This window comes from Streptomyces sp. NBC_00224, from assembly GCF_041435195.1.
Classification (GTDB): Bacteria; Actinomycetota; Actinomycetes; order Streptomycetales; family Streptomycetaceae; genus Streptomyces.
This window is the reverse complement of record NZ_CP108106.1, coordinates 5,011,578-5,030,767: the sequence shown is the minus strand read 5'-3', so window position 1 is coordinate 5,030,767 and position 19,190 is coordinate 5,011,578. Positions and strand designations below refer to the sequence as shown.

The following is a 19,190-nucleotide window of genomic DNA, read 5'->3' as shown; positions in this document are numbered from 1 at the left end:
CCAAGGTGATGGGCGCGGCGATGCGCCGAATCCAGGCGGGGAACGCGCTGAGCGCGTTCGGACTCGGGTTCACCGTTCCGTATCTGTACATCTACGTGGCTTCGGTGCGAGGGCTCGGCTCCTTCTGGGCCGGGATCGTCCTCGGCGTCTTCGCCCTGGCCGCGCTCGTCGCGCTGCTCTTCACCGGCCGGGTCATCGACCGGCGCGGCCCCCTGCCCGTGCTGGTCGGCGCCGCCGTGACGGCCGCCGTGGGCGCGCTCTCGCTGGGCCTCGCCGACAACCTGGTGACCGTCCTCGGGTCCGCCGCGCTGCTCGGCGCCGGCACCGCGGTCATGCAGCCGGCGCTCGCCACCATGATCGTGTGGTCCTCGTCGCCGACCTCGCGTACCCGTGCCTTCGCCATGCAGTTCTTCCTGCAGAACCTCGGGCTCGGCATCGGCGGGCTCTTCGGCGGCCAGATCGTCGACGAGAGCCGTCCGTCGTCCTTCACCCTGCTCTTCGCCATCGAGGCCGGGATGTTCCTGGTCCTCGCCGCGATCGCGCTGTCCGTGAGGCTGCCGCGCAACGCGGTCATCGCGGACGCCCGCCCCAAGGGCGGCAAGGGCGGCAGCGGCTTCCGGGCCGTGCTCGGGCACCGCGCCATGCTCCAGCTCTGCGTCCTCGGCTTCGTGCTGTTCTTCGCCTGCTACGGGCAGTTCGAGTCGGGTCTCGCGGCGTACGGCACCGAAGCCGCCGGGATCGAGCCGTCGACCCTGGGCATCGCCCTGGCCGCCAACACCGCCGTCATCGTGGTCGCCCAGTTCCTGGTGCTGCGCTTCGTCGAGCGCCGCCGCCGCAGCCGCGTCATCGCGTCCGTGGGGCTCATCTGGACCGTGGCCTGGCTCTTCGCCGGGTACGCGGGCCTCGGCCACGGCAGCCAGACCATGGCGACCGCCGCGTTCATCTCCACGTACGCGCTCTTCGGGCTCGGTGAGGCGATGCTGTCGCCGACCGTGGCGCCGCTCGTCGCGGACCTGGCGCCCGAGGCGATGGTCGGCCAGTACAACTCGGCGTTCGCGCTGGTCAAGCAGATGGCACTGGCGCTCGGCCCGTTCGTGGGCGGGCCCATGGGTGCCACGCTGCACGGCCCGTACATCGTCACGTTCATCCTGTTCTCGCTCGGCATCACCGTGCTCGCGCTGCGGCTCGGCGGGAAGCTGACGCCCGCGCAGGACCAGCCGATGCTCGCGACCCCGTCGCGGGTGGTCGCGGTCCACAAGACCGAGCAGGAGCAGGTGTCCGCCTAGGACCCGGTTCCTAGCCCGGCAGGGCGAACTCGCACCACACCGCTTTGCCGCCGCCCGGTGTGCGGCGCGAACCCCAGGACGAGGCGATCGTCGCGACGATCGAGATGCCTCGTCCTGACTCGTCCCCGGGCTCGGCGCGGCGGCGGCGCGGCAGGTGGTCGTCGCCGTCCGTCACCTCGATGATCAGCCGGCGGTCGGTGCGGCGCAGTCGCAGCCGCATCGGCGGGGTGCCGTGCTGGAGGGAGTTGGCGACCAGCTCGCTCGCCGCCAGGACGCCCAGGTCGCGCAGCTCCACGGGGAAGCGCCAGGAGGCCAGCACCCCGGACGCGAAGGCACGCGCGCGTGGCGCGGCTTCCACGCCGCCGAGCAGGTCCAGCGCCGCGTTGTGGAACAGCTCGGCGTCCGGGCCCGTGCGGGCCGGGTGCTGGAGGACCAGGACCGCCACGTCGTCGTCGTGCTCGGCGGTCACCCCCAGCGAGCGGATGAGCCGGTCGCAGACGACCTGCGGGGTGCCGACCGCGCCGGACAGCGCGCGCTCCAGGGCGGCGACGCCCTCGTCGATGTCCTCTTCCCTGCGCTCGACCAGACCGTCCGTATAGAGGACGGCGGTCGCGCCGGGCGGCAGGGCGATGGTGCCGGAGGTGTGCAGCCAGCCGCCGGTGCCCAGCGGGGGCCCGGTCGGGTCCGCCGCGCGGTGCACACTGCCGTCCGCGTGGCGTACGAGGAGGGGCAGGTGGCCCGCCGAGGCGTACACCAGCAGGCCCTCGTTGGGGTCGTGGACCGCGTAGACGCAGGTGGCGATCTGGCTGGCGTCGATCTCGGCGGCCAGGCCGTCAAGGAGCTGGAGCACCTCGTGCGGGGGCAGGTCCAGGCGTGCGTACGCCCGCACCGCCGTGCGGAGCTGGCCCATCACGGCGGCCGCGCGGACCCCGCGCCCCATCACGTCCCCGATCACCAGCGCGGTGCGCCCGGCGCCCAGGGTGATCACGTCGTACCAGTCGCCGCCGACCGCCGCGTCCGTGCCGCCCGGCTGGTACGTGACGGCGACCCGCAGGTCGTCGGGCTGCTCCAGCTCCTGCGGGAGCAGGGAGCGCTGGAGCGTCACGGCGGTCTCGCGGTGGCGCCGCTCGCTGGCGCGCAGCCGCTCGGCGGCCTCGGCGTGGTCGGTGACGTCGGCGGCGAAGACGAGCACCCCGCCGCCCGCCTCCCCGCGCGCGGGGATCTCGACCGGGGTGCAGGTGACCGTGTACGACCCGCCGCCCTGGGCCTTGCGGGACTTGACCGTACGGGGCTTGCCGCTGCGCAGCACCTGGTCCATCAGTGGCAGCAGGCCCAGCTCGTCCAGCTCGGGCAGGGCCTTGGCGGCGGGGGCGCCCACGGGGCGGGGGCCGAACGTCGTCGCGTACGCGTCGTTCACGTACGCCACTCGGTGCTCCGGGCCGTACACCAGGGCGGCGAGGGCGGGGAGCTGGCCGAGGAGCTGACGCACCGACAGCTCCTCCAGGGCGGGCGCCGCCGGGCCCTCCGTCCCGTCGTCGTCCGGCCAGGTGTCGGGCCCCGGGCCGTACTCACCGCGTGCGGCGGGCACGGAGCCACGATCGGTCCGTGCGGCGGCGCGGCGCTGCGTACCGGGGAGCCGGGCGCTCCAACGCGTGAAGTTCACGGATCTCTTGGCCTCGTGTGTCGCTGGCTGCTGGGTCACTCTGTGCAGGTGTGGGCCCACCTATGGTCACACGTCCAGTGTGACGGACCGCACTGACAACCGTCAGTTCTCCTTGCCGCCGGGCCCCTTGGCACCGGGTTCGGGGCCCGGCTTGGCGGGGCCGCCGCCCGCCGCGAGCTCGAATTCGGCACGCGGGTGCTCCAGCGAGCCGAGCGAGACGATCTCACGCTTGAACAGGCCGGCGAGCGTCCACTCGGCGAGCACCCGCGCCTTGCGGTTGAAGGTGGGGACGCGGCTCAGATGGTAGGCGCGGTGCATGAACCAGGCAGGGTAGCCCTTGAGCTTGCGGCCGTAGACATGGGCGACGCCCTTGTGGAGGCCGAGCGAGGCGACCGAGCCCACGTACTTGTGCGCGTACTCGCGCAGGGGCCGTCCGTTGACGGACGCGGCGATGTTCTCGGCGAGCGCCTTGGCCTGGCGCACCGCGTGCTGCGCGTTGGGCGCGCACTCCTTGTCCTTCTCGTCCGAGGTGACGTCCGGTACGGCGGCCGCGTCACCGGCCGCCCAGGCGTGCTCGACGCCCTCCACCTGGAGCTTCGCGGTGCACTTGAGGCGGCCGCGCTCGTTGAGCGGCAGATCGGTGGCGGCGAGGACGGGCGCGGGCTTGACCCCGGCGGTCCACACGACCGTACGGGTGGGGAAGCGGGAGCCGTCGCTGAGCACGGCGACCCGGTTCTCGCAGGAGTCGAGGCGCGTCTCAAGACGTACGTCGATGTTGCGGCCGCGCAGCTCGCGGATGGCGTACCGGCCCATCTCCTCGCCGACCTCGGGCAGGATCCGGTCGCTGGCCTCCACGAGGATCCACTTCAGGTCCTCGGGCTTGATGTTGTGGTAGTACCGCGCGGTGTAGCGGGCCATGTCCTCCAGCTCGGCGAGCGCCTCCACGCCCGCGTAGCCGCCGCCCACGAAGACGAAGGTGAGGGCCGCGTCGCGGACGGCGGGATCGCGGGTGGAGGAGGCGATGTCCATCTGCTCGATGACGTGGTTGCGCAGCCCGATGGCCTCTTCGACGGTCTTGAAGCCGATGGCGTAGTCGGCCAGGCCCGGGACCGGGAGGGTGCGGGAGACCGAGCCGGGCGCGAGAACCAGTTCGTCGTAGCCGATCTCGACCGGGCCGGTGCCCTCCTCCTCGGTGGCGAGGGTGGTGACGGTCGCGGTCCGCGCGGCGTGATCGATGCGCTGCGCCTCGCCGATGACGATGTGACAGCGGTCCAGGACACGGCGCAGCGGTACGACGACGTGGCGCGGCGAGATGGATCCGGCGGCCGCCTCCGGCAGGAACGGCTGGTACGTCATGTACGGGTCCGGGGCGACCACGGTGATCCCCACCCGGCCGTCGCGCAGCTGCGCCTTGAGCTCGCGCTGCAGACGCAGCGCCGTGTACATCCCGACGTAGCCGCCGCCGACGACGAGAATGCGCGTGCCGGGCGGTGGTTCGGGGCTCGACCCCCGATTGATCGCAGCCTTCACCATCCCATGAGGCATCGACCTCCGGCGTTTGTCCACAGGCCCGGCAAATTGTGTGACTGACGGATGTGGCCGGAACAGGTGCTGAGATTTCGCGCCAGTCGAGGAGAATACGCAGGTCAGGGCCGGGAGATGGGGGCGAAGCGGGGGTCCGAATCGGGAAGGTTCCGGTCCTTGCTCCGATCGGGGGGCACACCGTGCGGAACAACCCCCTTCTGAATTGACTCCGGCTCAACTATGTTCGTACCTCGTCGGGGTGTCGGGTCCGGCCACCCGACTGTCAGGGCGGGGAGTCTCCGGGGGGAGACGTCATTACCGGGGGAACGGTTATGCATATTCAGGACTCTCATTGGCAGTCCGCCGTCGTCGCGTCGGCGGACGGCAATGGTCGTGTAGGCGCGGTCGGCGGTGGTGGGAGCGCTTCCGCTTCCCGCTCCGCACCGCTGCGGGTGGACGCTCAGCGCAATCTGGAGCATGTGCTGCGAGCCGCGCGCGAAGTGTTCGGCGAGCTGGGGTACGGCGCGCCGATGGAGGACGTGGCGCGCCGCGCCCGCGTCGGCGTGGGCACGGTGTACCGGCGCTTCCCGAGCAAGGACGTGCTGGTGCGGCGGATAGCCGAGGAGGAGACCGCGCGTCTCACCGACCAGGCGCGGACCGCGCTGGGCCAGGAGGAGGAGCCGTGGTCGGCGCTCTCCCGGTTCCTGCGGACATCGGTGGCCTCGGGTGCCGGGCGGCTGCTGCCGCCGCAGGTGCTGCGGGTCGGGGTGGACGTGGACGCGGAGGAGTCGACGGTGGTCGGCTCGGGGCCCGTGCCCGTGCTGGAGCCGGTCGAGTCGCTGGACTCACCGGGCTCCATCGCACCTGAGGCGCGGGTGCCGCAGCAGCGGCAGGCCGGCCTGCCCGGTGCGCTCGGCGTGCCCGGCCTGCGGGTCGTCGAGCCGCGTACGACGTCGGCGGACGAGCTGGACGACCCTGGGGCGGCGGAGCTGCTCGCGGTCGTCGGGCAGCTGGTGGACCGGGCTCGGGAGGCGGGCGAGCTGCGGGGCGATGTGACCGTGGCCGACGTGCTGCTCGTGATAGCCACGGCTGCGCCGTCGCTGCCGGATCCGCATCAGCAGGCCGCGGCTTCTTCCCGGCTGCTGGACATTCTGCTGGAGGGCTTGCGGTCGCGGCCCGCGTGACGGGTTGTGCGGGGACTGGTTGGGCCGCGGGCCGTTTCGGGGCTGGGGTCAGGGCGGGTGCGAGGTCCGGCGGGGCCGGGGTGCCGCTGTGCCCGCCCGTCCCGCCCCTAGCGGCACGCACGCCCACAGCTACGTAGCCAGGCGGCGGCACGCATGCTCGCAGCGGCTGGGCCCCGGTCCACTATCGGGTGGTTGGGGGGCAGGGGGCTCCTCGGGTGTGGGGCTCTGTGGGACGCTTGGCGCGTGGTTGGGTCTGAGCGTGCTGACGGGGGCTTCCGCGATGAACGTTGAAGGGCGGGACGAGCTCGGCGGCGGCAGCGGCACCGAGCCGGACGGTCTGCCCTCGCGGCAGGTGCCGAGCCAGGGCGGCCCCGGTGGCCGTACCGACGGCGGCGGCGAGCCCGGCGGGACCGTGCTGCCCGGGCCGTGGGGCCCCGCCCAGGAGTCCGACGCCCCGCCCGCACCCGGTGTTCCGCAGCAGCGTGAGCGGACCACCGCCGACGCCGAGCTGATCCAGCGGATGCGGGCCGGTGACGACACCGCGTACGAGGAGCTGTTCCGGCGTCACTCGGACGCGGTCCGCCGGTACGCCCGCAGCTGCTGCCGGGACGCGCACACGGCCGACGACCTCACGGCCGAGGTGTTCGCCCGTACGCTCCAGGCGGTGCGCGGCGGCGCCGGGCCGGAACAGGCCGTGCGCGCCTATCTGATGACCACCGTGCGCCGCGTCGCCGCCTCCTGGACGAAGACGGCCAAGCGGGAGCAACTGGTCGAGGACTTCGCCCTCTTCGCCGACCAGGCCGCCCGTACCTCGGACGGCCGGGACGACGACACGGTCGACCTCGGCGCGGACGTACGGGCGATGCACGAGGCCGAGCAGTCGCTGGCCATGCAGGCGTTCCGGTCGCTGCCGGAGCGGTGGCAGGCGGTGCTCTGGCACACCACCGTCGAGGAGGAGTCGCCCAGCGAGATCGCGCCGCTGTTCGGGCTGAGCGCCAACGCCACGGCGGTCCTCGCCAGCCGGGCCCGGGAGGGCCTCAAGCAGGCGTATCTGCAGGCGCACGTCTCCACCTCGCTCACCGAGGGCGGCGACTGCGCCCGTTACGCGGACCGGCTCGGGGCGTACGCGCGCGGCGGGCTGCGGGTGCGGGCCGAGCGGGGCCTGAGCAAGCACTTGGAGGAGTGCGCCAAGTGCCGGGTCGCGGTCGTCGAGCTCAAGGACGTCAACGCCGGGATCCCCGCGCTGCTGCCGGTCGCGATGGTCGGCTGGTTCGCCGCCGGGTACTCGCTCAAGGCCGCCGGGATCGTGGCGGGAGGCGCCGCCGGTGCGGCGGGCGCCGGTGCCGCCGCGGCGGCCACGGGCGGGAGTTCGTCCGGAGGCGCGGCCGGCGGGGCCGCCGCCTCCGAGGGGCTCGGCGCGCCCGCCAAGGCGGGCATCGCGGCGGCGGTCGCCGTCGCGGTGGCCGCGGGCGTGGTCTTCGCGCTGAGCGGCAACGACACCAAGCCTGCGCCGAAGCCCGAGGCCAAGCCGCCGGCCGTGGTGCCGGTGGTCCCGCAGAAGCCGCCGCCCTCCCCCGCGCCGGAGCCCCCGGCGCCGCCCGCGCCCGTACCGCCGCCGCCACCGAAGAAGCCCGCGCCGAAGCCGCCGAAGCCCGCGCCGCCGAAGCCCAGCCCGAAGCCGACGCCGAAGCCGAAGCCGGCCCCTTCGCCGCCGAAGCCCACGCCCCCGAAGCCGACACCGCCCCCTCCGCCGCCGCCCCCGGCGGCGGTGTACCAGATCAACCGGCTCCAGTACGGGGCGTTCGGCGACCACACCAAGCCCGAGGTGCGGCTCGGCGCGTCCAGCTGGCTCTGGCAGCGCTGGGGCATGGAGATCGACGGCAGGCCGTACAGCCACGGCGTGACCGTGCACGCCCGCTCCTCCGTGACGATCGACCTCAACCGGCAGTGCTCCAGTTACGACGCGTTCGCCGGGGTCGACGACCTGACCATGGGGCTGGGCGCGGTGCGGTTCTCGGTGTACGGCGACCACACCCTGCTGTGGCGCTCGCCCGTGATGCACGGCGGGGACCCGGCGGTGCCGGTGCACGCCGACCTCACCGGCCATCGCACGATCCGCCTGGTGGTCGATCCGCACACACCGTTCGGTTCGGTGGCGCTGGCGGACTGGGCGAAGTCGGTCCTCAACTGCCGTTGACGACTTCCTCCAGCAGCCCCGCGACCTCCGTCGTCGTGAGCCCGGCCCCCGCCGCCTGCTCCTCCCCATAGAGGCGAGGCCCGAGCTCTTCGCGCAGCCGGTCGCGGAGCGCGTCCAGGGCAGCCCGGTCGCGGGGCCACAGGGGGATCCCCGCGCGCCAGGTCCCGGCGGCCGCCAACACCCGTACGGTCAGGGCGAGTTCACCGAGGTCGGGCAGGAGTTGGGCGGCGCCCTCCGCGAAGTGGGCGAGGAGGATCTCGGCGCAGCCCGCGGCGTCGGCCATGCGCAGCGCCGAGGCCAGGCCGCGCACACCGACGGCCGGGCCGGACTCGATGGCCGCGACCCGGGCGTCGAGGGCTTCCAGGATCGCCGTGAAGTGGGGCGGCGGGGTGCTGCGGACGGTCGCCGCCTGGGCCGCGTCGCACTCGGCGCGCGCGGTGACGGCATCACCGGCGTCCAGGGCCATGCAGGCACGCTGATAGTGGATGTAGGAGGCACTGTCGCGGACGCCGTAGCGGACGGCCTCCGCCTCGGCCTCGTCGAGAATCTTGACAGCGCCGTCCAAGTCGCCCGCGCGATAGGTGAGTTCGGCGATACGGGCCAGCAGGAACGGCGCCTCGGCGTGGGCGCCGACCTCGCGGGCGAGGCCGAGCGCCTCCTCGTACTCCGGCCTCGCCTGCGCGGGCAGCCCGCGCATCATCGCCGCCTCCCCGGCGGCGCTGGCCACCTGGGCCCGCATCCAGCGGTCGCCGACGCGGCGGCTCAGCGTCCGTAGCTCCGCGAGGTCGCCGTCGATGTCCCACACCCCGCCGGGCATGTCGATGACCATGTGTGTACGGAACATGAGGCTGACGCCGATCTCCCATTCGCCGCCGTACGCACGGCAGTTGGTGACCACGACGTCCATGGACTCGCGCGCCGACCCGGGGCCCTGGGCGAGGAACACGGCGAACGGCCAGAGCAGCCCGGGGAACCGGGCCGCCTCCGGCCCGCCCCGCCCGAACGCCTCGCGGAGCCTCGCCATCTCCGCCAGCGCCTCGGGCGTACGCAGCCGCTCGGCAGGGCCGCCGGACTCCTCGATCAGGAAGATCCGCAGCAGCGCGAGCCGCATACGCGGCCAGTAGTCGGGCGCGTCGGGGTCGTCGGGGCAGGCGTCCGCGCCCTCGCCACTCCCCTCGCCGCTCCCCTCCCGGCCGAGGATGCGGTCGACCCACCCGACCCCCTCACTGCGGTAGTTGCGCAGCCACCAGAACCAGCCCATGGCGAGGGCGATGTCACGGGCCTCGACGGGTTGGGGGTCGGTGACGGTGGCGCGGTGCAGCGCGGCCCGGATGTTGTCGAGCTCGCGCTCGACGCGCCGGATCCAGGACAGCTGCCCGTGCGAGCGCAGCAACGGGTCGGCTTCCTGGGCCAGTTCGCGGTAGTACGCGGTGTGGGCGCGGGCGGCGTCGTCGAGCAGGCTCGGGGTCTCGGCCGCGCGCTCGGTGGCGTACTCGTGGATGGTCTCCAGCATCCGGTAGCGCATCCCGCCCGTGTCCGGATCGGGGGCGGCCACGACCAGGGACTTGTCGACCAGGGCCGCCAGATCGTCGGTCGAGCCGCAGACGGCCTGGGCGGCGGCCAGGTCCCAGCCGCCGGCGAAGACGGAGGCGCGGCGCAGCACCGCGCGCTCGCGCTCGTCGAGCAGGTCCCACGACCAGTCGACGACCGCGCGCAGGGTCTGCTGGCGGGGCAGTACGGTCCGGCTGCCGCTGGTCAGCAGGCGGAACCGGTCGTCGAGCCGGTCCGCGATCTGGCGCGGGGCGAGCAGCCGCAGCCGGGCGGCGGCCAGCTCGATCGCCAGCGGCAGCCCGTCGAGCCGCCGGCAGATCTCGGCGATGGCCTCGGGGTCGTCGGCCGGGTCGAAGTCGGGCCGTACGGTACGGGCGCGCTCGGCGAAGAGCCGGTGCGCGGGGTCGGGCGGCAACGGCTCGACCGACCGGACCCGCTCGCCGGGCACGCCGAGGGGTTCGCGGCTGGTGGCGAGGATCCGCAGCGCCGGACAGCGCGTCAGCAGCGTCTCCGCGAGCCGGGCGGCGGCGTCCACGACGTGCTCGCAGTTGTCGAGGACGAGGAGGGTACGGGGGGCGCCGGCGAAGTGGTCGACGAGCCGGGCGACGGGGTCGTCCGGGTGCGGCTGCCCGTCCCGCCCCAGCAGGGTGGTCTCGCGCAGCCCGAGCGCGGAGACGACGGCGCCGGGGACGGCGTCCGGGTGGTCCAGCGGGGCGAGCTCCACGAGCCACGCGGGGGTGTGCGCGGCGGACTCCTCGGCGAGCCGGGTCTTGCCGGAGCCGCCGGGCCCGGTGAGGGTGACGAGCCGGTGAGCGGCCAAGTCGCGCCTGATCGCGGCGAGTTCGGGCTCGCGCCCGACGAAGGAGGTCAGGCGGGGCCGCAGGTTGCCGAGGGCTTCGGGGGCGGGGCGGACGTCGGGGGCGGGGTTGAGCAGCTCCTGGTGCAGCGCGGCCAGTTCCGGGCCGGGGTCGGCGCCGAGGGCGTCGGCGAGGGTGCGGCGGGCGGTCTCGTACGCCAGGAGCGCGTCGGCCGTACGCCCCTCGGCCCGCAGGGCGCGGATCAGCTGGGCGTGGAGGGGTTCGTCGTACGGGTGGCTCTCGATCAGCGCGGCGAGCTCGGCGGGGAGGTGGGCGGTGGCGCCGCGGCGCAGGTCCGCCTCGATGCGGGCGCGCAGGGCGGCGAGGCGCTGGGCGTCGGGGCCCGCCGCTGCCGCCGCCCGGTCCGGGAGGTCGGCGAGGGCCGGGCCGCGCCACAGGGCGAGGGCGGTGCGGAGCGTTTCGGCGGCGGTGTCGGGGTCGCCGCCGTCGAGCTGGCGCGTGCCCGTGCGGATCTGCCGCTCGAACGCGAAGAGGTCGATGTCGTGCGGGGCGTCGACGGCGAGCCGGTAGCCGCCCGGCTCGGAGGCGACGGCTTCGCGGCCGATCGTTCGGCGGAGGCGGCCGACGAGGGCCTGGAGGGCGGCGGGGGCGTCGTGCGGGGGGTCGTCGGGCCAGATCGCGTCGATGAGGGTGGGGAGGGGGACGGGGGTGGGGCGGTCGGCTCGGGCGGCGAGGGCGGTGAGCAGGGCGCGCAGCCGGGGTCCCCCTAGGGGGACGTTTTGGCCGTGCTCGTCTTGCGCCTCGGTGACGCCCAGGATCCGGTACCGCACGGGGTCATTGTGTCTCGGCCTCGCTCCGCCTGCGGCGGGCTTTTTTCCCCACCCCGCCCCTTCCCGCTGTGACATTTGCGGCTCCGCCGCGTGGCCTCCGGGGGTGGGTGGGGGGTGGAGGTGGTTTCCCGGGGGCTACGCCCCCGGACCCCGTTGCGGGGCCTGCGGCCCCTGCACCCCGCTTCGTTCGTCTGCGGACCGTGCTGGGTTGCTCGCGCAGTTCCCCGCGCCCCTATAGGGGCGCCCCGCAGGGGCGCTTTTAGGGGCGCGGGGAACTGCGCGAGCAACCCCCACCGAAGCCGCAGACAAACGGGGGGTCCGGGCTACGCCCGCAGCGGTGGGCGCGCAGGCGTTATCCCTCCCGCCACCGCCCGCTGCTTCGGCGCCGCCGCCCCCGTCCAGCACGTGCCCCGGCGCGACAGCAGGCGCCGCAGCCACAGCTCTGTGGAGATCAGGTCGGCGAGGCCGTCCAGGGGGAGGCGTTCGCCCGAGGCCGCCGCGCGGAGCGCGCGGCGGACCGTGCGGGCCTCGATCAGGCCCGCGTCCGCCAGCAGCGGCGCCTCGAAGAGCGCGATCAGGGGGTCGATCGAGCGGCGCAGGCCCGCCCGTACCGCCGCCGACGACGAAGCGTGGGACGTCGCGCCCCAGCCGGCCGGCAGGTCGCGCACCCCCGAACCCGCCAGCACCGTCCGCAGGATCGCCGCCCGGGCGCCGGGCTGCACCCGTAGCGCCTCGGGCAGGGCGCGGCACGCCCGTACCACCTGGTTGTCCAGGAACGGCGCGTGCAGCCGCTGGCTGCGGATCTCGGCGGCTTGTTCGAGGACGCGGTGGTCGGCGGCGTAACGGGCGAGCGCGGCCCGGGCCCGTGCCTCGCCGGGGCGCAGCACCGTCGCCGGGCGGGTCGCCGACGCCATCAGCCGGATCGATACTTCAGCCAGCGCCTCCCCGGTGAGCCAGCGCGCCGCCGGACCCGGCCGCGTCCAGGCCAGGGACGCGAGCGAGGCGTCCAGCGGGTTCTCCGCATCCGTGTCGACGACGTCCGCGTCGCGGCGCAGGCGTTCCGCCGCCGTCTCGATGCCCGTCCGGTACGGCGTCCGCGCCAGTTTCCGCGCCGCCCGGTACACCGTGAGCGGGACGAACAGGGAGTGCGCCGAGGGGCCGCCCGCCTTGGCGAGCGCCGCCGCCGGGCGGAGGAGGTGGCGGCGCTGACGGTCCATCAACAGGTCGGCCAGGCGGGCGGGATGGGCGTCCAGGACCTGGCGTGCCCCGCTGCCCGTGAAGTGGTCCGCGCTGCCCGCGGCGAGTCGGCGGCGGTGGCGCTCGGCAGTGACCAGCGAGGGGCCGGGCTCGTCGGTGAGCGGGCCCTCCAGCTCCGCGTACGGCAGGGCGTCCTCGTCGCCGGCCACCACCACGTGGTGCAGCCGCGGGTTGGCCGCGATCGCCCCGGCCCGCTCCAGCTCGGCCTCGCTCCTGCGGCCGGGCACGGCAAGGTCGTTGAAGGTGACCGCGAGGAGCCGTTCGCCCGCGCCGGTGCCGTGGCCGAGCACCGTGCCGGGGTTGCCGGGCAGCCCGGCGGCGAGCAGGGCCAGGGTGGCCGAGGCCGGGCCCCCGGAGAGGTCGGCGCCGATGCCGGGCGCCGGGCCCCCGCGTGCGGCGCGCCGCTCGGCGGGGCCCATGCCGGGGACCGGGCCGGGGTCCTGCGGGAGCGTCTCGGGGGCGTGGCGCGGCGCGGTGAGCCTGGCCCGTACGGCCGCGACCAGCGCCTCCCGTACGCCGTTCACCGCGCTCTCCTCGTCCACTTGGGCCGCGGCGACGGCGAGCGAGGCGACCGGCTCGTACCCGGTGACCTCCCGCGAGCCCTCCCGCAGCACCAGCGCGTGGCCGGGCGGGATGCGCCGCACTCCCGCGTAGGGGGTGGAGTCGCCGAGCGCCTCGGGTACGTCCGGGCAGGCGAGCAGCGCCGCCAAGTGGCCGATGTCCAGCTGGGCTTCGATGAGGTCGGCGAGCGGCAGGGCGGCCGTGGCGTACGCGGTGCCGGTCGCCCAGGGCGTGTAGAAGACGGGGCGTGCGCCGGCCAGGTCACCGACGACAGTGACCCTGCGGCCGACCTGGGCAACCGCCGTATAGCTGCCCGGCCAGGCGGACAGGTGCCGCAGTGCGCCCCCGCGTGCCGCGAACAGCCCTACTCGCAGCTCCTCGTCACTGGCGGCGCAGCAGCCGAGCACCGCGAGCCGGGTGTCCGCCCCCACGCTGACCACGCGGATCTCGTCGGGCCGCCAGTCGCCGACCGCCCAGAGCGGATCGGGGTCGCCCCACAGCAGCTGGGAGCCGACGGGGTGGACGGTGCGCCCCTCCTCGGGCGCACCCACGGCACCGGCCGTCCCCACGGCACCGAACCTCGCGGCGACACTGCTCCAGCCCACCAGCCACCGCATCGCCGCCTCCACAGCCTGTGGACAACCCGTCGTACGCGCCGACAGAACCGGGACCGGCCGTACGCGGACGTACGGCGGGGTGTGTCCGTGCGGTTCTGAGGTCGCTCGGGACCATGCTGCCATGACAATGGCGTACGAGAGGGGCCTCGGGGTAGCGCGCGCAAAAAGTGAACGCGCCCCCATGGATGGCCGATTGACAGCTCTTCTGACGAGCGCGAGTGACGTTTCCGGGTGGTGCGGGACCGTCGCTTTTCGGCCAACTTCGCCCCGGGCGCGCGTGGCGGGCGCCTCGAAGCGGGCATGAAACCGGCAGTGAAGCCGGCGGAGAAGACCCACAGTCCGGGAGGCGCTGTCCGCCTCCCGGACCGGTCCGCCGCCCGCGGGGATTGAGGCGACGGTGTCCCCCAGCCCACTGGATCCAGTTCAGCGGGCCGACCCACGCACCTGACATGGAAGCGCTCCCCGCTCCACGCGGGCCAGAGCGCACGCACCGCGCACGGCCACACACCCGGAGCACACAGACAGCGACCGAACTCGTCCGTACGGAAAACAATCTCGCCATCCGGAACACCGCCTCTTAACGGTCGGGATGCGGCGAACTACGCTGGGTGTACTGCTGTTCTCCGCGGGCGGCATATTCCTGGGGGCTCGGCCACACGATTGTGCGGCCGGACGGACCCGGGGCGCGGCCCCGGGGGACGCCGTCTGTGTCGAGGGGTGGCGCATGTCCAGGGAGCAACGCGGGCCGAACGAGAAGCTCGGCACCGTTCTCGCCCTCGCGGGAATCAGCAATGCCGGACTCGCACGACGGGTCAACGACCTCGGAGCTCAGCGCGGCCTGACCCTTCGCTACGACAAGACGTCGGTGGCCCGCTGGGTCTCCAAGGGCATGGTGCCCCAGGGCGCCGCGCCCCATCTGATCGCGGCGGCCATCGGCGCCAAGCTGGGCCGCCCGGTGCCGCTGCACGAGATCGGGCTGGCCGACGCCGACCCGGCGCCCGAGGTCGGTCTGGCGTTCCCGCGCGACGTGGGCGAGGCGGTCCGCTCCGCGACCGAGCTCTACCGGCTCGATCTGGCCGGACGGCGGGCGGGCGGCGGCATCTGGCAGTCGCTGGCCGGATCCTTCGCGGTCACCGCGTACGCGACCCCCGCCTCCCGCTGGCTCATAACCCCCGCCGACTCGTCGGTCGCACGCGACCACGACGGGGCGGCCGGGACACCGCTGAAGGTCGGCCACAGCGATGTGGCCAAACTGCGCGAGGCGGCGGAGGACGCGCGCCGCTGGGACTCCAAGTACGGGGGCGGGGACTGGCGTTCGTCGATGGTTCCCGAGTGCTTACGAGTGGACGCGGCGCCGCTGCTGCTCGGCTCCTACACCGACGAGGTCGGCCGGGGCCTGTTCGGCGCGACCGCCGAACTGACCAGACTGGCCGGCTGGATGGCCTTCGACACCGGCCAGCAGGAAGCCGCCCAGCGCTACTACATCCAGGCGCTGCGCCTGGCGCGCGCGGCGGCCGACGTGCCACTGGGCGGATACGTACTGGCCTCGATGTCGCTCCAGGCCACCTACCGGGGCTTCGCCGACGAGGGCGTGGACCTGGCGCAGGCCGCCGTCGAGCGGAACCGGGGCCTGGCGACCGCCCGCACCATGAGCTTCTTCCGGCTCGTCGAGGCACGCGCGCACGCTAAGGCGGGCGACGCGCTCGCGGCCGGGGCCGCGCTCAAGGCCTCCGAGGCGTGGCTGGAGCGCTCCCGGGACGGCGACTCGGACCCGTCCTGGCTGGGCTTCTACTCGTACGACCGCTTCGCGGCGGACGCGGCCGAGTGCTACCGCGATCTGAAGGCCCCGCGCCAGGTGCGCCGCTTCACCGAGCAGGCGCTGTCCCGGCCGACCGAGGAGTTCGTGCGCTCCCACGGCCTGCGGCTCGTGGTGTCGGCGGTGGCCGAGCTGGAGTCGGGCAACCTGGACGCGGCGTGCGCGGCGGGCACGCGCGCGGTGGAGGTCGCCGGGCGGATCTCGTCGGCGCGGACCACCGAGTACGTACGGGACCTGCTGCACCGCCTGGAGCCGTACGGGGACGAGCCGCGCGTCGTGGAGCTGCGGGAGCGGGCGCGCCCGCTCCTCGTCGCCCCGGCGTAGATCACTTCCCCCACGGGTTTACGGGCATTGTCAGTGGGCCAGTGCACTATCTGGGGTGGGAGGTGTGGTGGTGACCGCGTACGACTGTGACGTGCTGGTGATCGGCGGCGGGATCGTCGGTCTGTCGACGGCGTATGCCCTGACGCAGGCCTCGCCCGGCACCCGGGTGACGGTCCTGGAGAAGGAGGACGGCCCGGCCCGGCACCAGACCGGACGCAACAGCGGGGTGATCCACAGCGGGATCTACTACCGCCCGGACTCCCTGAAGGCGCGGTACGCGGTGCGGGGCGCGGCCGAGATGGTGGCGTTCTGCGCCGAGCAGGGCATCCCGCACGAGGTGACCGGCAAGCTGATCGTGGCGACCGAGCGCGACGAGCTGCCGAGGCTGCACGCGCTGGTCCAGCGGGGCCGGGAGAACGGGATACCGGTGCGCGAGCTGGGCCCCGCGCAGATCGCCGAGTACGAGCCGGAGGTCCGGGGCCTGGCGGCGATCCACGTCGGCACGACCGGGGTGTGCGACTTCCCGGCGGTGGCGGCCCGCCTGGCCGAGCTGTCGGGCGCGGAGATCCGGTACGGGACGGAGGCGGTCCGGATATCGCGCCGCCCCGACGCGGGTGTGGCGGTGCGCACCTCGACCGGGGCGGTGCTGCGGGCGCGGGCGCTGGTGAACTGCGCGGGGCTGCACTGCGACCGGGTGGCGCGGCTGGCCGGGGACGAGCCGGGGGTGCGGATCGTGCCGTTCCGGGGCGAGTACTACGACCTGGCGCGACCCGGTCTGGTCAAGGGGCTGGTGTACCCGGTCCCGGACCCGGCGTTCCCCTTCCTCGGGGTGCATCTGACCCGTGGGGTGAACGGCGGCGTCCACGTCGGGCCGAACGCGGTGCCGGCGGCGGCCCGCGAGGGCTACGACTGGCGCACGATCCGCCCGGCCGAGCTGGCCTCGACCCTGACCTGGCCCGGCTCCTGGCGGATGGCGAGCCGCCACTGGCGGTACGGAGCGGGCGAGATCCACCGCTCCCTGTCCCGCCGCGCCTTCACGGAGGCGGTCCGCCGGCTGCTCCCCGGGGTCGAGGAGTCCGATCTCCACCCGACCTCGTCGGGCGTCCGCGCCCAGGCGGTCCTGCGCGACGGCACCCTGGTCGACGACTTCCTCATCCGCGAGGCCCCCCGCACGATCCACGTCCTGAACGCCCCGTCCCCGGCGGCCACGGCGTCCCTGCCGATCGGCCGCGAGGTGGCACGGCGGGCACTGGAGGTGCTGGGGGCGGCGCGGGTGTGAGCAGGCGGCCCCGGGGGCCGGGCACGTAGAATCCGGTAATTGTGTCTGAGCAGCCCGCCGCCTCCGCCCGTCGCCCCAAGGGCGAGCCCCGGTTTCCCGGGGGTCCCGTCGCAGATCCCGCCGGATCGCACCACGAGCGGCGGATCCGCAGTTTCCAGCCGCGCCGCAGCCGGGTGACCACCGGCCAGGGCGAGTATCTGGAGCGGCTGTGGCCCCTGTGGGGGCTCGATATCGACGGGCTCGGCAAGCTCGACCTGAAGGAGATGTTCGACGGGCTGCCCGTCGTCCTGGAGATCGGCTTCGGGATGGGCGAGGCGACCGCCGAGATGGCCGCCGCCGACCCCGGCACCGGCATCCTCGCCGTCGACGTGCACACCCCCGGCCAGGGCAACCTCCTCGGCCTCGCCGAGCGCGGCGGCCTCAGCAACGTACGCGTCGGCAACGGCGACGCGGTCATCCTGCTGCGCGAGATGCTGGAGCCGGATTCGCTGGACGGGCTGCGCGTCTACTTCCCGGACCCCTGGCCCAAGAAGCGCCACCACAAGCGCCGCATCATCCAGCCCGACTTCCTCACCCTCGCCGCACCCCGGCTCAAGCCCGGCGCCGTACTGCACTGCGCCACCGACTGGGAGCCGTACGCCGAGCAGATGCTGGAGGTGCTCGACGCGCACCCCGCGTTCGAGAACACCCAGCCGGACGGCGGCTACGCGCCGAGGCCCGCGTTCCGGCCACTCACACGCTTCGAGGGACAGGGCCTCGACAAGGGCCATGTGGTGCACGACCTGCTCTTCAGGCGCGTGGCCGAGCTGCCGTCCGCCTGACAGCCGACCCCACGCACCGTCGCGGATTGTCCGTACCCCTCGTTAGGGTCGTCTGGTGTCGTCCGAGTCGCTTCCGCAACGCCAGCCGCCGGGCCCGCTCCAGCCGGTCCCGGAGCGGGGCGCCGAGCCGCGGTTCGACGCCGTGCCGGAGCGCTCCAAGTGGCGCTACCGGCCGCGGCGCGACTTCTGGCGTTCCAAGGCCGTCCGGGCCGGGGCGCTGATCACCCTGCTCGCCCTGTGCGGTCTGGTCATCCTCGCGATCGTGCGGGAACAGACCGGCACCGAGGGGTTCCTGGTGGGGCTGGCGCTGGCCGTGCTGCCCGTGCCGCTGCTCGGCACCGCGTTCCGCTGGCTCGACCGGGTGGATCCGGGCCCGTGGCGCAACCTGCTGTTCGCCTTCGCCTGGGGCGCGTGCGCCGCCGCGCTGGTGGCGATCATCGCCAACTCGTTCGCGACCAAGTGGATAGCCACCGCGACCGCCGACCCGTCCTCCGCCGACCACCTCGGTGCGACCGTCATCGCGCCCGTCGTCGAGGAGAGCGCCAAGGCGGCCGCCGTGCTGCTGCTCTTCCTGTTCCGAAGACGGGATTTCAAGGGGATAGTCGACGGCGTCGTCGTCGCGGGCTTCACCGCGACCGGCTTCGCCTTCACCGAGAACATCCTCTATCTGGGCAACGCCTTCGGCGAGGACCAGGTCAGCCACACCGCGGGCCTCTCCTCCACGACCGCGGCGACGTTCTTCGTACGGATCGTGATGTCGCCGTTCGCGCACCCGCTGTTCACGGTGTGCACCGGCATCGGCTTCGGGGCGGCAGCGCTCGCGGCGCCGGGCCGCCGCCGGCGCCGCATCGGCCTGCCGCTGCTCGGTCTGCTGTCCGCGATGGGGATGCACGCGCTGTGGAACGGCTCGTCGTCGTTCGGGACGTACGGCTTCTACCTCGTCTACGCCGCGTTCATGGTCCCCGTCTTCGGCCTGCTCACCTGGCTGGCGATCTGGAGCCGCCAGCGGGAGCTGCGTACGGTCGCGGCCGAGCTGCCCGCGTACGCGGCGGCGGGCTGGCTGGGCCCCGCCGAGCCGCTCGCGCTCTCCTCGATGCGGGCCCGCTCGATGGCCCGGGACTTCGCGCACCGCACCTACGGGGGCAGGCGGGCGGCCCGGACGGTCGCGGAGTACGAGGCGTTCGCGACGGCCCTCGCGTTCCTGCGCCGCCGGGCCCGCCGCGCCCAGGCCGGCCCGGACTTCACGGCCCGCGAGCAGGAGCTGCTGCACCACCTGTGGGAGCGCAGGGAGGTGGCCGGGCCCGCGCTGCACTACGCGGCGGGCGCGGCGGGCCGCATCTGGATCCCGGCCCAGCCGTACCCGTACGGACACCAGGCCCCGTACGGACAGCAGGCCCCGTACGGGTACGACCAGTCCTCCCCGTACAACCCCTATCTGCGCTGAAGGCGCTCAAGGCGCCGA

11 protein-coding genes are annotated in these 19,190 nt (G+C 74.3%); 7 read left to right on the top strand and 4 right to left on the bottom strand.

Annotation, left to right across the window (positions count from 1 at the left end):
• Window positions 1-8: 8 nt before the first annotated feature.
• Complete coding sequence (locus OG965_RS22465) at window positions 9-1,286, top strand: MFS transporter (protein ID WP_371657023.1); 1,278 nt, start codon at window positions 9-11, stop codon at window positions 1,284-1,286.
• A 10-nt stretch (window positions 1,287-1,296) separates the two neighbouring features.
• Here OG965_RS22465 and OG965_RS22460 read toward each other — a convergent pair whose 3' ends face one another.
• Window positions 1,297-2,949, bottom strand: a complete 1,653-nt coding sequence (locus OG965_RS22460) for a SpoIIE family protein phosphatase (RefSeq protein ID WP_371653870.1) — start codon at window positions 2,947-2,949, stop codon at window positions 1,297-1,299.
• 102 nt (window positions 2,950-3,051) lie between these two features.
• Window positions 3,052-4,482: an NAD(P)/FAD-dependent oxidoreductase gene (locus tag OG965_RS22455; protein ID WP_371653869.1), complete on the bottom strand. Its 1,431-nt coding sequence runs from the start codon at window positions 4,480-4,482 to the stop codon at window positions 3,052-3,054.
• A 323-nt stretch (window positions 4,483-4,805) separates the two neighbouring features.
• On the opposite strand from OG965_RS22455, the gene OG965_RS22450 reads away from it, so the two are divergent.
• The gene (locus tag OG965_RS22450; RefSeq protein WP_371653868.1) at window positions 4,806-5,657 is read left to right on the top strand and encodes a TetR/AcrR family transcriptional regulator; all 852 of its coding nucleotides are present in this window, start codon (window positions 4,806-4,808) and stop codon (window positions 5,655-5,657) included.
• Between the two features lie 280 nt (window positions 5,658-5,937).
• The gene (locus OG965_RS22445) at window positions 5,938-7,854 is read left to right on the top strand and encodes a sigma-70 family RNA polymerase sigma factor (RefSeq protein ID WP_371653867.1); all 1,917 of its coding nucleotides are present in this window, start codon (window positions 5,938-5,940) and stop codon (window positions 7,852-7,854) included.
• Here OG965_RS22445 and OG965_RS22440 read toward each other — a convergent pair.
• Window positions 7,841-11,053, bottom strand: a complete 3,213-nt coding sequence (locus tag OG965_RS22440) for a BTAD domain-containing putative transcriptional regulator (protein WP_371653866.1) — start codon at window positions 11,051-11,053, stop codon at window positions 7,841-7,843. The two genes, OG965_RS22445 and OG965_RS22440, sit on opposite strands and share 14 nt — an antisense overlap.
• Before the next feature lie 323 nt (window positions 11,054-11,376).
• Window positions 11,377-13,488 carry an asparagine synthase-related protein gene (locus tag OG965_RS22435; protein ID WP_371653865.1) on the bottom strand — a complete coding sequence of 704 codons (2,112 nt, stop codon included), beginning with the start codon at window positions 13,486-13,488 and terminating at the stop codon, window positions 11,377-11,379.
• 724 nt (window positions 13,489-14,212) lie between these two features.
• Here OG965_RS22435 and OG965_RS22430 point away from each other — a divergent pair.
• From OG965_RS22430 to OG965_RS22415, 4 genes are all read left to right on the top strand, one after another.
• Window positions 14,213-15,628: an MFS transporter gene (locus tag OG965_RS22430; protein ID WP_371653864.1), complete on the top strand. Its 1,416-nt coding sequence runs from the start codon at window positions 14,213-14,215 to the stop codon at window positions 15,626-15,628.
• Window positions 15,629-15,698: 70 nt separating this feature from the next.
• Window positions 15,699-16,907 carry an L-2-hydroxyglutarate oxidase gene (lhgO, locus tag OG965_RS22425; protein ID WP_371653863.1) on the top strand — a complete coding sequence of 403 codons (1,209 nt, stop codon included), beginning with the start codon at window positions 15,699-15,701 and terminating at the stop codon, window positions 16,905-16,907.
• 41 nt (window positions 16,908-16,948) lie between these two features.
• Window positions 16,949-17,728, top strand: coding sequence for a tRNA (guanosine(46)-N7)-methyltransferase TrmB (gene trmB, locus OG965_RS22420; RefSeq protein WP_371653862.1), 780 nt, complete (start codon window positions 16,949-16,951; stop codon window positions 17,726-17,728).
• Between the two features lie 55 nt (window positions 17,729-17,783).
• Complete coding sequence (locus tag OG965_RS22415; protein WP_371653861.1) at window positions 17,784-19,172, top strand: PrsW family intramembrane metalloprotease; 1,389 nt, start codon at window positions 17,784-17,786, stop codon at window positions 19,170-19,172.
• Window positions 19,173-19,190: the final 18 nt, after the last annotated feature.